The organism is Nocardia sp. NPDC056100, from assembly GCF_042266325.1.
GTDB lineage: Bacteria > Actinomycetota > Actinomycetes > Mycobacteriales > Mycobacteriaceae > Nocardia.
Map to the genome: position 1 here is coordinate 1 of NZ_JBHJVY010000005.1, position 22,378 is coordinate 22,378.

Below are 22,378 nucleotides of genomic sequence, written 5' to 3' on the forward strand. Positions count from 1 at the left end.
GCCCGGTCCCATTCCGAACCCGGAAGCTAAGGCCACCTGCGCCGATGGTACTGCACTCGACAGGGTGTGGGAGAGTAGGACACCGCCGGAACATCCTTCGCGAAAGGGGACCCACTTGCTGGGTCCCCTTTCGGCGTTTTACGACCCGGTGCCGCTTGGCGGCTCAGCGGTGCGTGATTGAATTTGTGGTGGTGGGAAACAGAACGTCCCGCCGACCGTCACGCGCGCCAGCGCCGCGGCCGGGTACCGCAGGCAAACTATAGAGAGGGACCACCGTGGCGGAGCACAACGACGGCCGCAAACCTTTCCGCCGTAGCGGCGGATCCGATCGTCCGGAAGGCGGCTTCAACCGCGGTGGTCGCGATAACGCGGGCCGCGGTGACGGCGAGCGCGGCGGCTACAACCGCGATTCCGGTGGCAGCCGCGGCGGTTCCGGCGGCCGTACCGGCGACAACCGTGGCGGCGGTTTCAACCGCGGCTCCGATAATCGTGGCGGCGATAACCGCGGCGGTGGCGAGCGCGGTGGATTCAACCGTTCCGGCGAGGGCCGGGACAACGATCGTGGCGGATTCCGCCGCGACAATGACAGCAATTCCGGTGGTCGCGGCGGTTTCAACCGTGACAGCGATAACCGAGGTGGCTACAACCGCGGTGGCGGTGACAGCCGAGGCGGATTCAATCGTGGCGAGGGCCGCGATAACGACCGTGGTGGATTCCGTGGCGGCGAGCGTCGTGAAGGCGATCGCGGCGGGTTCAATCGCGGGAACGACAGCCGTGGCGGCGAGCGCGGCGGTTTCAACCGGGGCGGCGACAGCGGCGGCCGGGGCGGCTTCAATCGCGATAATCGTGACGGTGAGCGGGGCGGGTTCAACCGGGGCTCCGACAACCGTGGTGGCGATAGCCGCGGTGGCGAGCGTCGTGACAACGATCGTGGCGGCTTCAATCGTGGCGGTGACAGCCGCGGTGGTGGCTTCAATCGCGGTGGGGACAGTCGTGGCGATAGCCGTGGCGGGTTCAACCGTGACAACCGTGATGGCGAGCGCGGTGGATTCAACCGCGATCGCGACAATCGTGGCGGCGATAGCCGCGGTGGTGGCTTCAACCGTGGTTCGGATAGCCGTGGCGGTGACAGCCGGGGCGGGTTCAATCGCGGCGGCGACAGCCGTGGCGGCGAGCGCGGTGGGTTCAACCGCGATCGGGACAATTCCAGCCGCGGTGGAGACAACCGTGGCGATAGCCGTGGTGGCTTCAATCGCGATAACCGCGGTGGCGACCGCGACGATCGTAAGAGCTTCGGGCGCAGCAACTTCGGTGATCGCGGCAATTCCGGTGGCGGCTTCAATCGTGATCGCGCCGATCGTCCCGATCGCGGTGATCGCCCGGATCGGGATCGTTCGGAGCGGTTCGGCAAGTCCGAGCGGTTCGAGAAGCCGGAGCGTTCGCCCCGTGCCGAGGGCGCGGAGAAGCCGGAGCGGTTCGAGCGCTCCGAGCGTCCGGAGCGGGCCGAGCGGTCGTATCCGGGTGGGGATTCGGACCGTCGCCGCGGCGGCGAGGGTGCGCGCGGTCCCGGTGCCCGGGGCGGCGAGCGTCGTGAGGGTCGCCCGGATGAGCCGGAGTTGCCCGATGACGTTCAGGCCGCCGATCTCGATCCGGCCGTACGCCGCGATCTGCTGAGCCTGGACAAGAGCAATGCGGAATCCGTTGCGCGGCACCTGATCATGGTCGCCCAGCTGCTGGACGAGGATCCCGAGCTGGCGCTGGCGCACGCTCGTGCCGCGCGGCAGCGGGCCGGCCGGATCGCCGTAGTGCGCGAAACTGCCGGTGTCGCGGCCTATCACGCGGGTGAATGGGCCGAGGCGCTGTCCGAGCTGCGTACCGCGCGCCGCATGTCCGGTGGTTCCGGACTGCTCGCGGTCATGGCCGACTGCGAGCGCGGTCTGGGCCGTCCCGAGCGGGCCATCGAATTGGGTCGCAGTGATGAGGCCCGCCTGCTCAAGGGCGACGAGGCCACCGAACTCCGCATCGTGGTGGCCGGTGCTCGTATGGATCTGGGGCAGTACGACCAGGCCGTGGTCACCCTGCAGACGCCCGAATTGGATCCGGCGCGTACCGGTTCGGCTTCGGCGCGGCTGTTCTACGCCTACGCCGAGGCGCTGCTGGCCGCCGGTCGTCGCGAGGAATCGCTGACCTGGTTCATGAACGCGGCCTCCGCCGATGCCGAGGGTGAGACCGACGCCGAGGACCGTGCCGCGGACCTGGCCGAGGGCGGTTCGGGCAATAGCTGGACCGCGAACGCCGTCGCCGTGGATGCCGAGGACGACTCCGATGACGAGCCGGACTGGACCGCCCAGGTCGAGGACGGCACCGAGGACGACGAAGACGCCGACGAAGAAGACGATGAAGACGTCGACGACGAGGATGACGACGACATCGACGACGCGGACGATGCCGATGATGTCGACGATGACAAGGCCCCGGCGGACAAGGCCGCATCCACGAAGCCGGAAGCCGCGAAGTCCACTGTGAAATCCGAGGATTCGCCCGCGGCCTACGACGACGAGCAGTAACGGTTCGAACCAGGTGACCGCGGTAGTCGATGCGAATCGGCCGCCGCGCGAAGGCAGGCTGTGACATCGGCCTAGTAGGCTGGCCGTCCCCGAACGGGGGCGGCCGACCTGTAGGCCGGGAACTTTGGGAGAGGGCGGCGATATGCGGCTTCGGGATCGATTCGGCGCACTGCTACTGGATCTGGACGGCACCCTGTATCGCGGACCGGAGGTGATTCCGGGTGCGCCGGAAGCGCTTTCGGTCGCGGGTGACCAGCAGTTGGTCTATGTGACCAACAATGCCAGCCGCTCGGCCCCCGTGGTGGCCGAGCATCTGCGCGAATTGGGTTACCGCGCGGCCGAAGACGAGGTCGTCACCAGCGCGCAGGCCGCCGCCCATATGCTCGCGAACCGGCTGGAGCCCGGCTCGACGGTGCTGGTCGTCGGTACCGATGATCTGGTGGCCGAAGTGAATGCCGTTGGCCTGGAACCGATCCGCCGCTTCAACGGCGTCGCTCCGGCCGCGGTCGTCCAGGGCCATTCGCCGCAGACCGCCTGGGCGGATCTGGCCGAGGCCGCCTACGCCCTGCGCGCCGGTGCGCTCTGGGTCGCCTCGAACACCGATGCGACCCTCCCGAACGAGCGCGGTCTCGCACCCGGTAACGGTTCCATGGTCGCGGCCCTGCGCACCGCCTCGGCCCGGGAACCGCTCGTGGCGGGCAAACCGTATGCGCCCCTGCTGGAAGACGCGCTGGTGCGCGCCGGAACCCGCAACGCCCTGGTGGTCGGCGACCGCCTCGACACCGATATCGACGGCGCGCACTGTGTCGGCCTGGAATCGTTCATGGTCCTGACCGGTGTGAGCACCCTCGAGGATCTGCGCACCCAGCCGATCGAGCACCTGCCCACCTATATCGCGGAAACCCTTGACGCCCTGAATCATCCGATCGCCGACACCGCCCCGGTCATCCCGGGTGACGGTGATATCGCCGAGGTGATCGCGGCCCTGCTCGCGAAATTCCCCGGCCGCGCGATCGCGATCTCCGCACCGCCCGCCGCGCAGGACTGACGCTCCCTATCGAGACCCGAAGGCTCAGTGGGGCTTTCGGGCCTCGAACAGGGTCCGTGCCGAATACGCCTCGAACGGTCCCCGGGTCGTGATCTGCTCGTGCAGATCGCGCAGCCGATCCTTGTACTGCGCCACGGTGAATCCCGGCACCATCCAGATCACCTTGCGCAGGAAGTACACCACCGCGCCGATATCGTTGAACCGCATGGGAAGTCGTTCGGTGCGCGCCTGCACGATCTCCAGTCCGGCCGCGCGCGCCCCGGCGGCCTCGATCTCCGGATCACGCCCCTTGCGCGCCTCGGGCTGCGGCCCCAGGAAGTATTCGACGACCTCGAAGACACTGGCGGGCCCCACGTGCTGTGCGAAGTACACCCCGCCCGGCTCCAGCACCCGCGCGATCTCGTCCCACCAGATGGTGGCCGGATGCCTGCTCGTCACCAGATCGAACGCCTCGTCCGCGAACGGCAACGGCGGCTCATCGGGATCGGCGACCACCACCGCCCCGCGCGGATGCAGCAGTCGAGTCGCCTTGGCGAGATTCGGCGGCCAGGATTCGGTGGCGACCATGGTGCGCGGGAAATGCTCCGCCTCGGCCAGCACCTCCCCGCCGCCGGTCTGAATATCCAGCGCCGCCCGCGCGGTGGTGAGCCGCTGCGCCTGCTGCCGCTGATACCCCCAGGACGGCCGTTCCTCGGTGGCGCGCCCGGCCAGCCAGGAGAAATCCCAGCCGGCGACGGAGACCGAATCAGCCTCCGCGATCAATTCCTCGAAGTTGCGGTCCATTTGCCCGATTCTGCCAGTCGAGTCCACCGATTTTCCGTACCCGCGCACCCGCCGGGGCCGATCGGACACACCGGATGAACCTCGTGGGCTGGATACTGTTCGAATGCGAGTTCGGGTAGCGTTGACGCCACGATGAGTATGCCCACGTCTAATCCGCAGCAGCCCGCGCCGGGTCCCCGTCCGGGGATGCCGCTGCCGGGCCAGCATATGGCGGGTGCGAATCAGGAATTCGCCGATCCGGTGCGGGTGCGCACGGAAGTGGACGCGCTGCTGGCCGAATTGTCGGCGGGGGCGCGGGATTCGGCGTCCGACGGCACGGATCTGGTGCGGCGCGCCAGGATTCTGGAGCAGGCGCACGATGTGCTGGTGCACGCACTCGCAACGGTGGACAAGATCTGAGGTGGCCAGGCGCGCACGGGTGGACGCGGAATTGGTTCGCCGCGGATTGGCGCGATCGCGGGAACACGCGGTCGAGCTGATCAGCGCGGGCCGCGTCCTGATCAATGGAAGTGTGGCCACCAAACCGGCGACGGGGGTGGAGACAGCCGCGGCGTTGCTGGTGCGGGATGAGCCCGATGAGGTGCAGTGGGCCTCGCGCGGCGCGCACAAGTTGCTCGGTGCGCTCGCGGCGTTCGAGGCCGAGGGTGTTTCGGTCGACGGTAAACGCTGCCTGGACGCGGGCGCGTCCACCGGCGGTTTCACCGATGTGCTGCTGTCCAAGGGCGCGAAGGAAGTCGTGGCCGCGGATGTCGGCTACGGCCAATTGATTTGGCGGCTGCAGAACGACGACCGGGTGAAAGTGCACGACCGCACCAATGTTCGCGCGCTGACCCCCGAACTCATCGGCGGCACAGTCGATGTGGTGGTCGCGGATCTGTCGTTCATCTCACTCGCGCTGGTGCTGCCCGCGCTGGCGGCCTGTTGTGCGCCCGGGGCGGATCTGCTGCCCATGGTGAAGCCGCAGTTCGAGGTCGGCAAGGATCGGCTCGGATCCGGTGGCGTGGTGCGGGATCCGGCGCTGCGCGCGGAGACGGTGCGCGAGGTGGCGGCCGCCGCCGCGAAGCTGGGCCTGCGCACCCGGGGTGTGACGGCGAGTCCGCTGCCGGGTCCGTCCGGAAATGTCGAGTACTTCCTGTGGTTGCGTAAGGAGGCGGCGGAATCGGCCGCCGCGCAGGAATACACCGCGAAGTCCGATGGCGTTCGCGCTGTCGATGACAGCTTGTCGGTGCCGGGCGATACGGTGTCCGCTGCGAGCTCTGTCCCCTCCGCATACAGTGCGGAGGAACAGGCTCGGGTGGCGGCATTGATCGATCGGGCGGTTCAGGAGGGACCACAGTGAATTCGCGGGGCGCCGCACGGGAGATCCTGCTGGTCGCGCATCCGGGGCGGTCCGAGATCACCGAGACCGCGCATCGGGTGGCCAAGATTTTCGCCGAGGCCGGCATCTGCCTGCGGGTGCTGGAGGACGAGGCATACAGCACGCGTTTCGATCTCGACGATGCCGGTGCGGCGGACGGGTATCCGGTGCGCGTCATGGCGCACGGCCCGGACGCGGCGGTCGGCTGTGAGATGGTGCTGGCGCTGGGTGGTGACGGCACTTTCCTGCGTGCGGCCGAACTGGCCCGGGACGCGTCGGTGCCGGTGCTGGGAATCAACCTGGGCCGCATCGGTTTTCTCACCGAGGCCGAGGCGGAACACCTCGATGAGGCGCTATCGCAGGTCGTGCGCGGTGACTACACCCTCGAAACGCGGATGACCATCGATGTCCGGGTGCGCGTCGACGATGAGATCGTCGAAAGCGGCTGGGCATTGAACGAGGCCAGTATCGAAAACGCCGCGCGCATGGGCGTTCTCGAAGTGGTGCTGGAGGTGGACGGGCGACCGGTCTCCTCCTTCGGCTGCGATGGTGTGCTGATCGCCACGCCGACCGGTTCGACCGCATACGCCTTCTCGGCGGGCGGTCCGGTGGTGTGGCCCGAACTCGAAGCGTTGCTGGTGATTCCGAGTAATGCGCACGCCCTGTTCGCGCGGCCCCTGGTCACCAGCCCGGAGTCCCGCATAGCGGTGGAAACCGTTGCGACGGGCCATGATGCAATAGTTTTCCTGGACGGCCGACGCACCCTCGCACTGCCGCGGGGCGGCCGGGTCGAGGCGGTCCGCGGGGCCGAGCCGGTGCGCTGGGTGCGTTTGGATTCCGCACCCTTCGCAGACCGGATGGTGCGCAAGTTCCAGTTACCCGTGACAGGCTGGCGAGGCCGACGGACGGAGAGCACGAGTGCTGACAGAGATCAGGATTGACGGGCTGGGCGTAATTTCCACCGCCACCGCGCAATTCCATGAAGGTTTGACCGTTTTGACCGGTGAGACCGGTGCGGGCAAGACCATGGTGGTCACGAGCCTGCACCTGCTCAGCGGCGCGCGCGCCGATGCGGGCCGGGTGCGGCTCGGCGCGTCGCGCGCGCTGGTGGAGGGGCGCTTCACCGTGGACGCCGTCCACGAGGGCGCGGTCTCCGAGGTCAAGGAGGTGATGGAAGCCTCCGGCGCCGAACACGATGACGACGGCAGTGTGATCGCCGTGCGCACCGTCGGCAGCGACGGCCGCTCGCGCGCACATCTGGGCGGGCGCAGTGTGCCCGCATCGGTGCTGTCCGATTTCACGACACCGCTGCTCACCGTGCACGGCCAGAACGATCAGCTGCGCCTGCAGCGCCCGGATCAGCAGCTGCACGCACTGGATCAGTTCGCCGGAGACGGTGTGTCGGCGCTGCTGACCAAATATCAGAAGGTGCGCAAGAACTGGCTCGAGGCGCGCAATCAGCTGCTCGAACGCACCGCGCGCAGTCGCGAATTGGCCCTCGAGGCCGATCATCTCACCCAGTCGCTGAATGAAATCGACGCCATCGCACCGGAACCCGGTGAGGATGAGCGCCTGGTCGCCGAGGTGCGCAGGCTCTCGGATCTGGATTCGCTGCGTGAGGCGGCCTCGGCCGCGCATGACGCGCTCGCCGGTCCCGCCGACACCCCGGGCGAGGGGTCGGGTGCGCTGGAGCTGCTCGGCGGTGCGCGTGCCCGCCTCGATACGGCCGAGGATCCCGCGCTGACCGCGCTGGCTCCCCGTCTGGGCGAAGCGATTTCGGTGGTGGTGGATCTGGCCACCGAACTCAGCTCCTATCTGTCGGATCTGCCGTCCGATCCGGGCGCGCTGGATTCCATGCTCACCCGCCAGGCCGAATTGAAGTCGCTCACCAGGAAATACGCGCCCGATATCGACGGGGTCATCGCGTGGGCGGATCAGTCCCGCACCCGCCTGGAATCCCTGGACGTCTCGGAGGAGGCGCTCGCGGCGCTGGCCGCCGAGGTCGAGACGGCGGCGGAGAAGGTGCGCGAGGCCGCGCGCAAGCTCACGGTCGCCCGTTCCAAGGCGGCGGGCAAGCTCGCCAGCGCCGTCAGCACCGAACTCGGCGGTCTGGCCATGGGCCGTGCCAAGCTCGAGGTCGGCGTGCGCCCTATGCCCGCGGGGGTGCAGGATTCCGCACCGCTGCTGGTCGACGGTCAGGAACTGCACGCCGGATCGACAGGTGTGGACGAGGTGGAATTCCGGCTCGCCGCGCATTCGGGCGCACAGCCGCTGCCCTTGAGCCGCAGCGCTTCCGGTGGTGAGCTCTCGCGCATCATGCTGGCGCTGGAAGTGGTGCTTGCCAGTTCCGAACACGGCACCACCATGGTTTTCGACGAGGTCGACGCCGGTGTCGGTGGTCGCGCCGCGGTCGAAATCGGCCGCCGCCTGGCCCGATTGGCGCGCACCCACCAGGTCATCGTGGTCACCCACCTCGCCCAGGTCGCGGCCTTCGCCGACACCCACCTGGTGGTCGACAAGGTCGATGACGGCAAGGGCGTGAAATCCGGCGTCCGCGCCCTGACCCGCGATGAACGCGTAGTCGAACTGGCCCGCATGCTCGCCGGTCTCGACGACACCGAAACCGGCCGCGCGCACGCGTGGGAATTGCTCACCACGGCCGACGCCGAAAAGGTCACCGCCGCAAGCTGAGTCGAAGCAAAACCTGAACTCCGGTCCGGCGGAGCACCCCTCGTGCTCCGCCGGATCTTTGTGTTCAATCGGGCTGGGTGTTCAATCGGTGTGGCGGCCTTCGGCTTCGGCGAGTGCCTGGCGCACGAGGGCTTGAGCGGACCATGCCATCAGATCGACGGCGGCCTCGGGCGACAGACCACAGGTGTCACGGGTGCTGACGATGGCCTCCACGCCGAAGACGATGGCTATGGCATTGGCCAGCCGATCCAGGTGTTCGGGCGTGAGCCGGTCCGATAGTGGTTCCAGTGCGGTGCGGGTCATCTGGAGTCGGGTGATTCCCCTTATCGGAACCCGTTCGGACTCCGGCATATCCGCTTGTTCGAACCAGCGATCGAGGGTGGCACGTAATACGTTGCGCCACAGAGCCTCATCGGCGAGTTGTATCTGCGAGGTGGAACGCACCACCGTTTCCACCCGTTCCTCCGCGGTGCCGGTGAGTTCGTCCACGATTCCCGTGAAGTCGTCACGCCGGGTGCGTTGCTGGGTCGCCAGATCAGCCCAGAGCGATTGCGGATTCGGAAAGTACCGGTAGGCCGTGGCGGGGGAGACCCGCGCGGCGTCGGCCACCTCGGCGATGGAGGGTTGCCTGCCCTCCTTGGCGAGTGTGATGGCGGCGTCCAGCAGTGCCTGTCGAGTTCGCTGCTTCTGGTTGTGCCGTCCTGTCGTGAGAAATTTCTCTTGACGTGAGAAGCTCATCTCATGAAGATAGCAGAGTCTCACAAAACAGGAGGGAACAGTCATGACGCGGGATGAGATGGACGCACTCTTCGCCAGACATGCGGCCGGGGAGGCGAGCAAGAATGTCGACGCGATCCTGGACACGCTCACTGCTGACGCCGAACACGATGTGGTCGGCGATCCAGGCGGGATATTGCGTGATCACACCGCCATTCGGCAGCGCTACGACGGTCTGCTGGCGGCACTCGACGAGGACAAGTTCGAGACGCTGCACCGGTACTACGGTGACGATTTCCTGGTCGACGAATCCCATTGGTACGGCCGGGTTCCCGGGGTCTTCCTGGGGATTCCCGGCGGGAATCGGCCGGTGGACTTCCGCATTCTGCACGTCTGCGAATTCCGCGACGGTCGGATGAGCCGGGAGAACATCTGGCTCGATGTCGCGGCCATCATGCAGCAGCTCGCGCCCGCCTGACAGTTTCGAACCTTCAAGTCCTACAGAAAGATTCGACCATGATGCCAATCAGCCGTCTCGCCGCCGCCGCACTCTGCGCCGGTGCTCTCGTGACCGGGGCCGCGGCCACCGCGACCGCCGGCCCGCTCGATTCCGGCAGCGCCCAGGTGGCCCAGCCGAACCAGAATTCGCTGGGCCCGTTCGAAAGCCTGGCCGAATGCCTGGGCCGCGGTAACCGCGGTATGGACAACGGCGAATGGAACGACTACGACTGCGTCGGTTCCTACGGTTCGTACTACATCCAGCCGAAGTAGTTCCGGCCGAACGGATTTCGGAACGAGAACGGCCCGCGGAGAGAACTCCGCGGGCCGTTCGCCGTATGCGTGCGACCTACTTGACGGCCTTGCGGACGCCGCCGAGGAAGACGTTGATCAGGCTCTTGAGACCGGCTTCGAGCACCTTGGCGGGCACGGGCAGGCTCGGGTCCGACTCCATCGTGTACACGACGCGGGTGCCGCCGGGGGCGTCGGCGAAGGTGATGGTGCCGACGTGCCGCTTGACCGGCGCACCCTTCACGACCCGGTAGACCATGCGCTCGCCGGGAACCAGTTCGGTGGTCTCCTCGGTGATGCCGAGTCCGGCGAGTCCGAGCAGGTACTGGGCGCCGACGCCGGACGGGCTGCCGATGCCCGGCTTCTTGAGCGAAATCTGAATCGGCAGATAGGAGCTGAGGGCATCGCGATCAGCGAAGAGCTGGTAGACGCGGTCGCGCGAAGCGGGCAGGACAGTATCAACGGTGGTGCTGGCCATAACGGTGGGTCTCCTCTCGAACCGTTGTCCGGAGCATATACTTACCGGCTGGTAAGGACACAGTCCGACTGAGACAATCCCTTCGCGGACCGGCGCGCCTCCACCAATGGTTGAGGGTTTGCGGTAATGATCGATCGTTATGAAGATGCTGGCCCTGCTGTCGCGTAATACCGAATCGCTGCCCGGTATCACCGGGATGGCCCGGGTCGACCGCAATACCAGGCGTCTGCTGCAACGCATCGGACCCGGTGACGTGGCCGTTCTGGACGAAATGGACCTGGATCGGCTGACCGCCGACCGGCTCGTCGAGGCGGGTGTCGCGGCGGTGGTCAACGCCTCGCCGTCCATCTCCGGCCGCTATCCCAATCTGGGCCCGGAAGTGCTGGTGGCCAATGGGATTCTGCTCATCGACGCGCTCAGCAACGATGTCTTCACCAAGATCAAGGACGGCGCCAGGGTTCGCATCGACGGCAGCGTCATCTTCGCCGACAAGGTGGTGAAGAAGGAGCCCGAGGCGCTCATCGAGGGCATCGAACTCACCGAAACCTCGATCGCCGAACGCATGATCGAGGCCCGCAACGGTCTGGCCGATCATCTGGAAGCGTTCGCGGGCAACACCATCGAGTTCATCCGCACCGAGAGCTCACTGCTCATCGACGGCATCGGGGTGCCCGAGGTCGCGCTGGACATGAAGAAGCGCCACGTCGTCGTGGTCGGTGACGGACCCGATCACGCCGAGGATCTCAAGCGCATCAAACCGTTCATCAAGGAGTACGCGCCGGTGCTCATCGGCGTCGGCCGCGGTGCGGATACCTTGACCCGCAATGGATATCGCCCCGATCTGATCGTCGGCGATCCGGAGGAGATCACCGCCACCACGCTCAAATGCGGGGCCGAGGTGATCCTGCCCGCCGATACCGACGGGCACGCAAAGGGTTTGGAGCGCATCCAGGATCTGGGCATCGGCGCGACCACCTTCCCGTCCTCCGGTGCGGCCGCCGATCTGGCACTGCTGCTGGCCGATCATCACGGCGCGAGCCTGATCGTCACCGCCGGTGCGGCCGTATCCCTCGACGAGTTCTTCGATCGCGGCCGCCGCGATTCCAACCCGGCCACCTTCCTGACCCGGTTGAAGATCGGCACCAAACTGATGGACGCGAAAGCCGTTGCGGCGCTGTACCGGCACCGCGGTTCGGGCTGGGCCGTCGCCCTCGTGGTGCTGGCCGCGCTGGTCGCGTTGATCGTCGCGCTGCTGGCCACGCATATGGGCACCGAGGTCACCGATTGGATCGCCGACACCTGGCATCGTGGCGCGCACTGGATGCAGGCCCAGCTCGATCGCCACCTGAAATAGGGGACCCATGATTTCCTTTCGGCACCACGCGGTTTCGATCGCGGCCGTCTTTCTGGCGCTCGCGCTCGGCGTGGTGCTCGGCACCCGCACGCACAGCGACGGATTCTTTCCCGGCTCCGCGGACAAACAGCGGGTCGATGCGCTGACCGCCGAGAACACCAGGCTCGCAGAGCAATTGAAGGCGGCTGACGATTTCCTCACCGGGTCGGCGGCCAAGGTGCTCGCGGGCAGCCTCGGCAGTAAGTCCGTGCTGGTCTTCACCACCCCCGACGCCGATAACGCCGATGCGGACGCGGTCACCAATTCGCTGACCGCCGCCGGAGCCACGGTCACCGGCCGGGTCGCGCTCACCGGTGCGTTCACCGATTCCGCCGAGGGCGATCGGCTGCGCACCGCGCTCACCAATGTCGTTCCGGCGGGCGCGAAATTGCAGATCGACGCCGCCGATCAGGGCAGCCTCGGCGGGGATCTGCTCGGCCAGGTGCTACTCACCGATCCGGTGAGCAATCAGCCGCGCGGCACCGAACAGGAACGCGGACTCGCGCTGGAGACCTTGCGCGGCGGCGGCTTCCTCGCTTTCGGTGAGGTGCATCCCGCACAGCTGGCCGTGGTGGTCACCGGCGACGGCGCGCGCGCCGGGGAGAACAATCGCGGCACCATCATCGCCAGGTTCGCCGGTGGTTTGCGGGCGCATAGCGCGGGCGTGGTGCTCGCGGGTCGCCACGGTGCCGCCGAAGGCCCCGGACCGATCGCCGTGGCCCGCGATGAAGCCCCCTTGGCGACCATCACCACCGTCGACAATGTGGATCACGCCATCGGCCGCCTCACCACCGTGCTCGGCCTCACCGAGCAGCTGAACGGTGGTACCGGGCGATACGGCACCGGTGCCAGGGCGACCTCGCTCACAGTCGCCGCCATGCCGCGCTGACCGATTCGCGAGCAGCGCGGGCGATATCGGCGCTACCACCGGGCAAGCGGGCGGGAACGGGACCGGATGGCGCGCGTGGCATTCGATCGGCATCCGCAAGACGTGTTACCGTGAAGTCCCGTGGGTCAATCACGGATTCCGGCGCGCGCGGCCACGAAACACATCTTCGTCAGCGGTGGCGTTGCCTCTTCACTCGGTAAGGGTCTGACCGCCTCCAGCCTCGGTCAGCTGCTTACGTCACGCGGTCTGCGCGTGACGATGCAGAAGTTGGATCCGTACCTGAACGTCGATCCCGGCACCATGAACCCTTTCCAGCACGGTGAGGTGTTCGTGACCGAGGACGGCGCGGAGACGGACCTCGACGTGGGTCATTACGAACGCTTCCTCGATCGCGATCTGTCGCAGGACGCGAATGTCACCACGGGGCAGATCTATTCGACCGTCATCGCCAAGGAGCGGCGCGGCGAATACCTCGGTGACACGGTGCAGGTCATCCCGCACATCACCGATGAGATCAAGAATCGCATTCTGGCCATGGCCGGACCCGACCTGCACGGTCAGGTTCCGGACGTGGTCATCACCGAAATCGGCGGCACGGTCGGCGATATCGAATCGCAGCCGTTCCTCGAGGCGGCCCGGCAGATCCGGCACGATGTGGGCCGGGACAACTGCTTCTTCCTGCACGTTTCGCTGGTCCCGTACCTGGGTCCGTCGGGCGAGCTGAAGACCAAGCCGACCCAGCATTCGGTGGCGGCGCTGCGCAATATCGGTATCCAGCCCGATGCGCTGATCCTGCGTTGCGACCGCGAGGTGCCGCAGCCGCTCAAGAACAAGATCGCGCTCATGTGCGATGTCGAGGTGGACGCCTGCATTTCCACCCCGGACGCGCCGTCGATCTACGACATCCCCAAGGTGCTGCACCGCGAGGGTCTGGACGCGTACGTGGTGCGCCGTCTCGGGCTGCCGTTCCGCGATGTGGACTGGACCGTATGGGGCGGGCTGCTGGATCGGGTGCACAACCCGCGCGAGCAGGTCACCGTGGCGCTGGTCGGCAAGTATGTCGATCTGCCGGACGCGTACCTCTCGGTCACCGAGGCATTGCGGGCGGGCGGTTTCGCCTCCAAGGCGAAGGTGAACATCCGCTGGGTGCAGTCCGATGAGTGCGAGACCCCGGCCGGTGCGCAATCGCATCTGGCCGATGTCGACGCGGTGCTCATTCCGGGCGGTTTCGGCATCCGCGGTATCGAGGGCAAGGTGGGTGCGATCAATTACGCGCGCACCCACGGCATTCCGACCCTCGGCCTGTGCCTGGGCATGCAGTGCATGGTGATCGAGGCGGCGCGGTCCGTGGGTCTGACCGATGCCAATTCGACCGAGTTCGAGCCCGATGTGAAGTACCCGGTCATCTCGACCATGGCCGATCAGCAGCAGGCCGTGGCCGGTGAGGCCGATCTGGGCGGCACCATGCGACTCGGTGCGTACCCGGCGGTGCTCGAGGCCGGTTCGGTTGTCGCGCAGGCGTACGGTGCCACCGAGGTGTCCGAACGGCACCGGCATCGTTACGAGGTGAACAACTCCTTCCGCGACAAGATCGCCAAGAGCGGACTGAAGTTCAGCGGCACCTCGCCGGACGGCAACCTGGTGGAGTTCGTGGAGCTACCCGCGGACAAGCATCCGTTCTTCGTTGCCACGCAGGCGCATCCGGAACTCAAGTCCCGGCCGACGCGCCCGCATCCGCTGTTCGCGGCGCTCATCGCGGCGGCGCTGGATTACAAGCTCGCCGAACAGCTTCCGGTGGACCTGCCGGAAGCCGCCGAGGGCGAGAAAGTGACCAGCTGACGTTCGCACGTCGAAATACGGCCCGGCGGAGCGGGTTCCCGATGGTGGGAACCCATATCCGCCGGGCCGTCGGCGTTTCGCGGTCCGATCGACAGATAAGGTTGCCCAATGGCTGAATCCGCGCCCGGAACACATGAATTCGATACCGTCTCGAGCCGCACCGTGTACTCGGGGGCGATCCTGGCGCTGCGGCTGGATCAGGTCGTCATGCCCGGCGGGAAGGTCGCCGAACGCGAGGTGATCGAACACCACGCCGCGGTCGCCGTCGCGGCGGTGGACGAGGACGACAATGTGGTGCTGATCAACCAGTATCGGCATCCGGTCGGACGGCGGCTGCTGGAGTTGCCCGCCGGACTGCTGGACAAGCAGGGCGAGGATCCGCTCGAAGCCGCCAAGCGTGAGCTGGCCGAGGAAACCGGGCTGGCCGCCCGGGAATGGTCGGTGCTGGTCGATATCGCGCTCTCGCCCGGGTTCACCGATGAGGCGCTGCGCATCTACCTGGCCTCCGGCCTCTACGAAACCGACCGCCCCGAACCCGAATTGGAAGAGGCGGACATCCAGCTCCTGCGCGTTCCGCTCGCCGAAGCCGTCCGCGCCGCCCTCGCCGGTGAGATCACCAATGCCACCGCGGTAGCGGGCGTGACAGCCCTGATGACCGCCCGCGCCACCGGAGCCGAACTCCGCCCCGCCGACGCCCCCTGGCCGGGCCTGCCCACCGCCTTCCTGGAACGCAAAGCAGCCCAGAGCTAACCGCTCGCGGCAAGCCGCCCGCTCTTCCCGGCGGACCCGGCCCGTGTTCGCGCGCCTCATGACGGAGGCCCGCGCGCCGGGCCGCGCCGGATTTGTCGTGGTGCGGCTGAGTGTCGGTACCTGCTGCCATGATGTCTGCGTGCTGAGCCGCGAGATCGACGCCTACCTCGACCATTTGACGGTCGAGCGGGGTGCGGCGCGCAATACGCTGTCCGCGTATCGCCGGGATCTGGTGCGGTATCGGGGTTTTCTCGAGGGGCGCGGAATCGACACCCTGGCGCGGGTTTCCGAGCACGATATCGCCGATTTCATGGTGTCCATGCGCTCGGGCGACGCCGATCATCCGGCGCTGGCGGCCAGTTCGGCCTCGCGGGCGCTGGTGGCGGTGCGCGGGCTGCACCGGTTCTCCGCGGCCGAGGGCATTATCGAGGCGGATGTGGCGCATCCGGTCAAACCGCCCTCGCCCGCGCGGCGATTACCCAAAGCGCTGCCGTACGACCAGATTTCGCGCCTGCTCGACGCCACCGGCGGGGAGAGCGCCGACGCCCCGCGCGGACTGCGCGATCGCGCGCTGCTGGAATTGCTCTATTCCACCGGCGCGCGCATCTCGGAGATGGTCGGCCTGGATGTCGACGATATCGATGCCGCCGAACGCGCGGTGCTGTTGCGCGGCAAGGGCGGTAAGCAGCGCGTGGTCCCCATCGGCCGTCCCGCGCTGGCCGCCGTCGACAACTACCTGGTCCGGGGCCGTCCCGCGCTCGCGGTGCGCGGCAAAGGCAATCCGGCGCTGTTCCTGAATCATCGCGGCGGCCGACTATCGCGCCAAACCGCTTGGCAGATACTGCATTCCGCCGCCGAGCGGGCCGGTATCGCCGCCCACGTCTCCCCGCATACGCTGCGGCATTCCTTCGCCACCCATCTGCTGGACGGCGGCGCGGACGTTCGCGTCGTGCAGGAACTGCTGGGCCACGCCTCGGTGACCACCACCCAGATCTACACCCTGGTCACCGTCGGCACGCTGCACGAGGTCTGGGCCACCGCCCATCCGCGCGCCCGCTAGGCCGTCCTGGCGCGTCCCTGACGCGTGTTCCCGCGAAACATGGACACCGGTGTGCCCGGCCGTGACGAATCGGCGGTGCGCACGGCATGCTTCATCGCATGTTTTCACCCCGTTCGGCTCGGATTCGGGCGTAACCCTGCCGATGCCGGTGTCTGGCTTCAGAATGGGTCAATCCCGAAGGGCTACAACGGGAAAGCGGCCCCGACCAGCGTCAGCGCAGGACTGGACGGCTTTTTCCCTGTCTGAAGTGCAGGTTTAGGGTGCGTGTCCGAACGTGGGTACGGGAGCGACAGACGGTAGCGTCTGTTAGATACCGGACCGCACACGCGGCCGGGCGCGCCGCCCAACAGCATTTCGGGCGGGGCGGGGCAAGGGCAGGAACGTCGAAGGAGCAGCGGACGTGACGAAAGCCGGTGGTGCGGGCCAGCGGATCGAAACCGCCGCGCAAACCCTGTGGGAGGCGCCGGATGTCGCCAGCAGCGCGGAACTCGGTCCGACCGGACGTCCTTTGCGTGAGATCGCGGAGCCGCCCGCACCCGATCACACCGGGGACGCGCTGATTGTCGCCATGTGCAATCAGAAGGGCGGGGTGGGCAAGACCACCTCCACCATCAATCTCGGTGCGGCACTGGCCGAGTACGGCCGCAAGGTGCTGCTGGTGGATCTGGATCCGCAGGGCGCGCTCTCGGCCGGATTGGGTGTGGCGCACCATGATCTGGATCAGACCGTGCACAATCTGCTGGTCGGTCCGGGCAAGGTCACCGTCGATCAGGTGCTGATGAACACCAAGGTCGAGAATATGGACCTGCTGCCCAGCAATATCGATCTGTCGGCGGCGGAGATCCAGCTCGTCAACGAGGTCGGCCGCGAGCACACGCTCGGGCGCGCGCTCGCGCCGCTGCGCAGCCGCTACGACTACATCCTCATCGACTGCCAGCCGTCCCTGGGTCTGCTCACCGTGAACGCGCTGGCCTGCGCGGACGGTGTGATCATTCCGATGGAATGCGAATACTTTTCGCTACGTGGGCTCGCATTGCTCAATGACACGGTGGAGAAGGTGCGGGACCGGTTGAATCCGGAGCTGGCCCTGTACGGCATCGTTGTCACCATGTTCGATGCCCGCCTCCTGCATTCCCGGCAGGTGATGACGCGTGTGGTCGAGGTCTTCGGCGACCTGGTCTACGACACGGTGATCTCGCGTACCGTGCGCTTCCCCGACGCCAGCGTCGCGGGTGAGCCGATCACCACCTGGGCGCCCAAATCCGGTGGCGCGGAAGCGTATCGGGCCATGGCGCGGGAAGTCATCCTCCGGTCGGGCCGTTGAGCGATGCGTTCGAACCCGCGTCCGCACCCGACCCGGTGGACGTGAGTACACCGCTGCCCGAGGGTTCCGATGCCGTGAGTGGTGTCATCGCGAATATCGTCGCGCCCGAAATACCGACAGAATCGGTCAATTCAGACAAGAAGACCGGATTTCACCTTCAGCTGAGCAACTTCCAGGGCCCGTTCGATCTGCTGCTGCAGCTGATCAGCTCGCGCCGCCTCGATGTCACCGAGGTCGCCCTGCACAAGGTGACCGACGAATTCATCGCCTACACCAAGGCTTTGACCGCCAGCATGTCCACCGAACAGGGCTTGCGCGCGGACAAGATCCTGGATCAGACCACCGAATTCCTAGTCGTCGCGGCCACCCTGCTCGATCTCAAGGCCGCGCGCCTGCTGCCTTCGGGCGAGGTCTCCGATGAGGAAGACCTGGAATTGCTCTCGGCCCGCGACCTGCTGTTCGCCCGCCTGCTGCAGTACCGCGCCTTCAAACAGGTGGCGGAGTTGCTGGGCGAGCTGGAGGCGGCTGCGCTCCAACGCTATCCGCGCGCGGTCTCGCTTGAAGAGCGCTACCTGGAGTTGTTGCCGGACGTTACGCTGGGAGTAGATGCCGCGGGTTTCGCGGAGGTCGCCGCGGCCGCGTTCCGCCCCCGCCCGATCCCCACAGTGGGCCTGGACCATCTGCACAACCACTCCATCTCGGTGGCCGAACAGGCCGCCCTGGTACTGGAAATGCTCAAGGCCCGCGGCATAGGCGGCTGGACCACCTTCGCGGAGATCTGCCACGACTGCGAGGTAGCGGTGCAAATCGTCGCCCGCTTCCTGGCCCTGCTGGAGCTCTACCGCGGCAAAACGATCGAGTTCGATCAGTCCGATCCACTCGGCCCGCTCTCGGTGAGCTACGTGGGCGAGCCGGGCGACCGACCCGAACCGGTAACCATCGAGGAGGATTACGGTTGACGTCGTCCGCTCTCCGTAGCGGAGAGAGGCTCCAAGCCCTCGCGGGCCGGGGTTTTCTGCTTCACCGACGACCGCCTCGCCGGACGATTCCGGCGAGGTCTCACGTCGTCTCCACAGACTGTCGCCGCTCGCCCAGCGGCCAGAATGTTCTTGGCGGCGTTCACGTCTCGGTCGTGGGTCGCGCCGCAGTCGTCGCATCGCCATGCGCGGACTCGAAGCGACGTCTGTTCATTACGCCACCCGCAAGTCGAGCACAGCTTCGACGATGGGAACCATCGGTCGATCACGATCACTTCGCGCCCGTACCAGTCGGCTTTGTACTCCAGCATGTTTCGGAATGTCCCCCATCCGGCGTCGGAGATGCTTCGCGCCAGGTGACGGTTCTTGATCATGTTGCGTACGGGCAGATCCTCGATGACGAGCGTTTGGTTTTCACGCACGATCCGAGTGGTGAGTTTGTGCAGGCTGTCGCGCCTGCGGTCGGCGATACGAGCGTGAACGCGCGCGAGCGTGATGCGGGCTTTACGGCGGTTCGCCGACCCCGGAACCTTCCTCTGCACCGCCCGCTGAGCCCTGGCAAGTCTTGTACGAGAACGTCGTTCGTGTGCCGGGTTGGAGATCTTCTCTCCGGTGGACAACGTGAGCAGGCTGTGCAGTCCCATGTCGATGCCGATGGCCGTTTCGGTCCGTGGCAGCGGTTGTACTCCGGCATCGTCACAGACCAGGGAGACGAACCAGCGATCGGCGCTGTCCCGAGTCACTGTCGCGCTGGTGGGCAGCACACCATCCGGAAGAGGTCGCGACCACACGATCTTCAACGGTTCGGTCATCTTTGCGAGGATGAGCTGACCATCTTTGAAGCGAAACGCGCTTCGAGTGTAGGTCGCACTGTCCTGGGACTTCTTGCGCGACTTGTATCGCGGATACCGTGCCCTCTTGTCCCAGAACGCGACAAAGGCGGACTGCAGGTGTCTGAGGGCCTGTTGAAGTGGCACCGAGGAGACTTCGTTGAGGAAAGCCAGCTCATCGCTTCGCTTCCACTCGGTCAGCAGGGCGGAGGTGGCGGCGAAATTGGAGTGCTCACCTCGCTGCTGCCATGCTTCGGTGCGCGCGGTGAGCGCCAGGTTGTAGACCTTCCGGACGCAGCCGAATGTTCGAATGAGCTCGCTCGCCTGCGAATCGGTGGGATAGAAGCGATATCGGAACGCTCGTTTGACCACGGCGTTAGGCACTCGCAACACTTTAGTACGTATGTTCGAATGGGGTCGGCCATTCACGTGATCTGTGACCATGCCCGGTCTCAGCGCCGGAGTATCGCGGAGGAAGTTCTATGACCGAGGCAGTGCGGAACCTGGAGGACGCGACCCCGGAGCCGGGTGGTGAGAGCGACGTCCTAGGTGACATTGCCCACGACACCGGGGAGCCGGGGCAGACGAGTCTCGAATTCGGGGACGAGGTGGATCCGCTCGACTCGGAAACGTTGGACGAGGTCGAGTTCCGGGGGGCGCTGGAGGCGATGTTGCTGGTGGTGGACGCGCCGGCGCCGGTGGATTTGCTGGCGAACGCGGTGAACGCGACCGCGTTGCGGGTGGAGACGGCGCTGCGGGAGATGTCGGCCGAATTGTCCGATCGGCGCAGTGGTATGGATCTCAGGTTCGTGGGGGATGGGTGGCGTTACTACACGCGGCAGGAATTCGCGCCCTACGTGGAACGTATGCTGTTGGACGGCGCACGTTCGAAGCTCACTCGCGCTGCCTTGGAAACCCTGGCGGTGATCGCCTATCGTCAACCGGTTACCCGGGCCCGTGTGAGTGCGGTGCGCGGCGTGAATATCGACGGCGTGATCAGGACCCTGCTGGCGCGGGGGCTGGTCGCGGAGGCCGGAACGGACCCGGAGACCAACGGCACTTTGTACGTCACGACCGAACTGTTCCTGGAACGGATCGGACTCGCGTCCCTGGCGGATTTGCCGCCGTTGGCGCCGCTGCTCCCGGGCGTCGACCTGATCGACGAGATCAACGAGAGCCTGGATACGGACCCACGGTTCACCAGGCTGAAAAAACCAGCCGAGGCGAATATCGACCTCGGCACCGAGGATTGAAATAGGACAACGTGAATACTCCCGCTCGCCGAGATGGCACACCGGACCGTAGTAAACGTAATTTCGAATCGCCCCGGGGCGGTTCGCAGGCCGCCCGAGGCCGGACCGACAGGTCCGCGTCATCGCGTGACGGCGATTCATATGGCAATTCGCGCGGTGGTTCGCCGCGCGGCGGATCACGCGGAGACTCGCAGTCGTACGGCGGCTCGTCTCGCGGATCCTATGAGGGCTCGCGCGGCGATTCGCGCGGTGGTTCCGGCTACGGCGGGTCGCGCGGCGATTCCCGCGGTGGCAGTGGCTCGTACGGTGGCGGCTCGCGCGGGGACTCGCGCGGCGGCTCCGGTTCGTACGGCGGCGGCGCACGCGGTGATTCGCGCGGCGGTTCCGGTTATGCCGGTTCGCGCGGCGATTCCCGTGGTGGATCCCGCGGTGGCAGTGGCTCGTACGGTGATTCGCGCGGTTCCGGTTCGTACGGTTCGCGTGGCGATTCCCGCGGTGGTTCGGGTTCGTACGACTCGCGTGGTGGATCCCGCAGTGGCGGTGGATCTTTCGGTGATTCGCGCGGCGCGGCCCCGTCCGCCCGCGGTGGTTCGGCTCCCCGCGGCGGTGCCCCGCGCACCGGCGATTCGCGAGGTGCGCAGGGCCGCACCGGTTTCGGCGCCGATCGCACCGGTTTCGGTCAGGATCGCAATGCCTCGCGCGGTCGCATCGGTGGCGGTCGTCCGCTCGCGCCGAGCACCTCGCCCACGCCGAAGAAGAAGGTGCATCGCCCGTCGCCCGCGCTGCCGGTGATGTTGAGCAATGCCAAGCCCGCGCGGCATCAGCATGTCGAGGACGAGAATCGCGAGACCCGCAAGAAGCTCCCGTGGGGCGAGGGTGAGCGTTTGCAGAAGGTGCTCGCCAAGGCCGGTGTCGCCTCGCGGCGCGTGGCCGAGGACATGATCGAGGCCGGTCGTATCGAGGTCGACGGTCGCATCGTGACCGAGCAGGGCCTGCGCATCGATCCGGAGAACGCGGTCGTTCGTGTCGATGGTGTGCGTGTCGTGGTCCGCGATGAGCAGGTGTATCTGGCCCTGAACAAGCCCAAGGGCTGGCAGTCCACCATGTCCGATGAGATGGGCCGCCCGTGCGTCGGCGATATCGTGGCCGAGCGAATCGCGGCCGGGCAGCGCCTGTTCCACGTCGGCCGCCTGGACGCCGATACCGAGGGTCTGCTGCTGCTCACCAATGACGGCGATCTGGCGCACCGCCTGATGCATCCGTCGTACGAGGTGTCCAAGACCTACCTGGCCACGGTCAACGGTGAGGTCAATCAGCGCAATGTCGCCAAGCTGCTGCGCGACGGCGTCGAGCTGGAGGACGGTCCGGCCAAGGCCGACAAATTCCAGGTGCTCGAGGTCGGCCAGGGCAAATCGCTGGTGAAGATCGTGCTGCACGAGGGCCGCAAGCACATTGTGCGCCGCCTGCTGGCCGAGGTCGGCCATCCGGTGACCGCGCTGGTGCGCACCCATGTGGGTCCGGTGGCGCTGGGCGATCAGCGCCCGGGCGCGCTGCGTGTTCTTGGTCGTGACGAAATCGGGAAGCTCTACGAGGCGGTGTCGTTGTGAACGGTGTGGGAACTGTGAAAGATCGG

The 22,378-nt window shown here is 66.8% G+C and carries 20 protein-coding genes, 1 rRNA gene and 1 pseudogene; 18 read left to right on the plus strand and 4 right to left on the minus strand.

What is annotated here, in order from left to right; translation table 11 throughout:
• The 3 genes and pseudogenes from rrf to ACFC0O_RS36655 form a co-directional block, all read left to right on the plus strand.
• Nucleotides 1-91, plus strand: a 5S ribosomal RNA gene (gene rrf, locus ACFC0O_RS36645); the annotation flags it as partial.
• Between the two features lie 1,414 nt (nt 92-1,505).
• Nucleotides 1,506-2,258: pseudogene (locus tag ACFC0O_RS36650) on the plus strand (hypothetical protein); the annotation flags it as partial.
• Between the two features lie 451 nt (nt 2,259-2,709).
• Nucleotides 2,710-3,615: an HAD-IIA family hydrolase gene (locus ACFC0O_RS36655; protein WP_375966510.1), complete on the plus strand. Its 906-nt coding sequence runs from the start codon at nt 2,710-2,712 to the stop codon at nt 3,613-3,615.
• A 24-nt stretch (nt 3,616-3,639) separates the two neighbouring features.
• Here ACFC0O_RS36655 and ACFC0O_RS36660 read toward each other — a convergent pair whose 3' ends face one another.
• Nucleotides 3,640-4,398: a class I SAM-dependent methyltransferase gene (locus ACFC0O_RS36660; RefSeq protein WP_375966512.1), complete on the minus strand. Its 759-nt coding sequence runs from the start codon at nt 4,396-4,398 to the stop codon at nt 3,640-3,642.
• A gap of 132 nt (nt 4,399-4,530) precedes the next feature.
• Between ACFC0O_RS36660 and ACFC0O_RS36665 the strand changes: the two genes are divergently transcribed.
• From ACFC0O_RS36665 to recN, 4 genes are read left to right on the plus strand one after another with little or no spacing between them, the layout of a single operon-like run.
• A complete protein-coding gene (locus ACFC0O_RS36665) occupies nt 4,531-4,797 on the plus strand; it encodes a hypothetical protein (RefSeq protein WP_375966513.1) in 267 nt (88 codons plus the stop codon).
• Between the two features lies 1 nt (nt 4,798).
• Entirely contained in the window at nt 4,799-5,737 is a 939-nt protein-coding gene (locus ACFC0O_RS36670; protein ID WP_375966515.1) for a TlyA family RNA methyltransferase, read from the plus strand.
• On the plus strand, nt 5,701-6,696 hold the full coding sequence (locus ACFC0O_RS36675; RefSeq protein WP_375967134.1) for an NAD kinase: 996 nt from the start codon (nt 5,701-5,703) through the stop codon (nt 6,694-6,696). The genes ACFC0O_RS36670 and ACFC0O_RS36675 overlap by 37 nt, the downstream gene beginning before the upstream one ends.
• Nucleotides 6,674-8,446 (plus strand): DNA repair protein RecN, encoded by a 1,773-nt coding sequence (gene recN / locus ACFC0O_RS36680; protein ID WP_375966516.1) that lies wholly within the window; start codon nt 6,674-6,676, stop codon nt 8,444-8,446. The genes ACFC0O_RS36675 and recN overlap by 23 nt, the downstream gene beginning before the upstream one ends.
• A gap of 81 nt (nt 8,447-8,527) precedes the next feature.
• On the opposite strand, the gene ACFC0O_RS36685 is transcribed toward recN, so the two are convergent.
• Nucleotides 8,528-9,184: a TetR/AcrR family transcriptional regulator gene (locus ACFC0O_RS36685; protein ID WP_375966518.1), complete on the minus strand. Its 657-nt coding sequence runs from the start codon at nt 9,182-9,184 to the stop codon at nt 8,528-8,530.
• Nucleotides 9,185-9,227: 43 nt separating this feature from the next.
• Here ACFC0O_RS36685 and ACFC0O_RS36690 point away from each other — a divergent pair, with 43 nt between their 5' ends.
• Complete coding sequence (locus tag ACFC0O_RS36690; RefSeq protein ID WP_364632896.1) at nt 9,228-9,641, plus strand: ester cyclase; 414 nt, start codon at nt 9,228-9,230, stop codon at nt 9,639-9,641.
• Between the two features lie 38 nt (nt 9,642-9,679).
• Nucleotides 9,680-9,934, plus strand: a complete 255-nt coding sequence (locus ACFC0O_RS36695; protein WP_375966519.1) for a hypothetical protein — start codon at nt 9,680-9,682, stop codon at nt 9,932-9,934.
• Nucleotides 9,935-10,010: 76 nt separating this feature from the next.
• Here the strand turns inward: ACFC0O_RS36695 and ACFC0O_RS36700 are convergent, their stop codons facing one another.
• Entirely contained in the window at nt 10,011-10,430 is a 420-nt protein-coding gene (locus tag ACFC0O_RS36700) for an SRPBCC family protein (RefSeq protein ID WP_375966520.1), read from the minus strand.
• A gap of 139 nt (nt 10,431-10,569) precedes the next feature.
• On the opposite strand from ACFC0O_RS36700, the gene steA reads away from it, so the two are divergent.
• From steA to ACFC0O_RS36735, 7 genes are all read left to right on the plus strand, one after another.
• Nucleotides 10,570-11,784 carry a putative cytokinetic ring protein SteA gene (gene steA, locus ACFC0O_RS36705; protein WP_375966521.1) on the plus strand — a complete coding sequence of 405 codons (1,215 nt, stop codon included), beginning with the start codon at nt 10,570-10,572 and terminating at the stop codon, nt 11,782-11,784.
• Nucleotides 11,785-11,791: 7 nt separating this feature from the next.
• Nucleotides 11,792-12,712: a copper transporter gene (locus ACFC0O_RS36710; protein WP_375966522.1), complete on the plus strand. Its 921-nt coding sequence runs from the start codon at nt 11,792-11,794 to the stop codon at nt 12,710-12,712.
• Nucleotides 12,713-12,832: 120 nt separating this feature from the next.
• On the plus strand, nt 12,833-14,551 hold the full coding sequence (locus ACFC0O_RS36715; protein WP_375966524.1) for a CTP synthase: 1,719 nt from the start codon (nt 12,833-12,835) through the stop codon (nt 14,549-14,551).
• Nucleotides 14,552-14,659: 108 nt separating this feature from the next.
• The gene (locus ACFC0O_RS36720; RefSeq protein ID WP_375966526.1) at nt 14,660-15,301 is read left to right on the plus strand and encodes an NUDIX domain-containing protein; all 642 of its coding nucleotides are present in this window, start codon (nt 14,660-14,662) and stop codon (nt 15,299-15,301) included.
• A 139-nt stretch (nt 15,302-15,440) separates the two neighbouring features.
• Nucleotides 15,441-16,361 carry a site-specific tyrosine recombinase XerD gene (gene xerD, locus ACFC0O_RS36725; protein ID WP_364632909.1) on the plus strand — a complete coding sequence of 307 codons (921 nt, stop codon included), beginning with the start codon at nt 15,441-15,443 and terminating at the stop codon, nt 16,359-16,361.
• 430 nt (nt 16,362-16,791) lie between these two features.
• Entirely contained in the window at nt 16,792-17,685 is an 894-nt protein-coding gene (locus ACFC0O_RS36730; protein WP_364635915.1) for a ParA family protein, read from the plus strand.
• Between the two features lie 41 nt (nt 17,686-17,726).
• Nucleotides 17,727-18,644 carry a segregation and condensation protein A gene (locus ACFC0O_RS36735; protein WP_375967136.1) on the plus strand — a complete coding sequence of 306 codons (918 nt, stop codon included), beginning with the start codon at nt 17,727-17,729 and terminating at the stop codon, nt 18,642-18,644.
• Here ACFC0O_RS36735 and ACFC0O_RS36740 read toward each other — a convergent pair.
• The gene (locus tag ACFC0O_RS36740) at nt 18,635-19,876 is read right to left on the minus strand and encodes an RNA-guided endonuclease InsQ/TnpB family protein (protein ID WP_375966528.1); all 1,242 of its coding nucleotides are present in this window, start codon (nt 19,874-19,876) and stop codon (nt 18,635-18,637) included. The two genes, ACFC0O_RS36735 and ACFC0O_RS36740, sit on opposite strands and share 10 nt — an antisense overlap.
• 98 nt (nt 19,877-19,974) lie before the next feature.
• On the opposite strand from ACFC0O_RS36740, the gene scpB reads away from it, so the two are divergent.
• Nucleotides 19,975-20,745 carry an SMC-Scp complex subunit ScpB gene (gene scpB, locus ACFC0O_RS36745; protein ID WP_375966530.1) on the plus strand — a complete coding sequence of 257 codons (771 nt, stop codon included), beginning with the start codon at nt 19,975-19,977 and terminating at the stop codon, nt 20,743-20,745.
• An 11-nt stretch (nt 20,746-20,756) separates the two neighbouring features.
• Nucleotides 20,757-22,352, plus strand: a complete 1,596-nt coding sequence (locus ACFC0O_RS36750) for a pseudouridine synthase (RefSeq protein WP_375966531.1) — start codon at nt 20,757-20,759, stop codon at nt 22,350-22,352.
• The last annotated feature ends 26 nt before the right edge of the window (nt 22,353-22,378 follow it).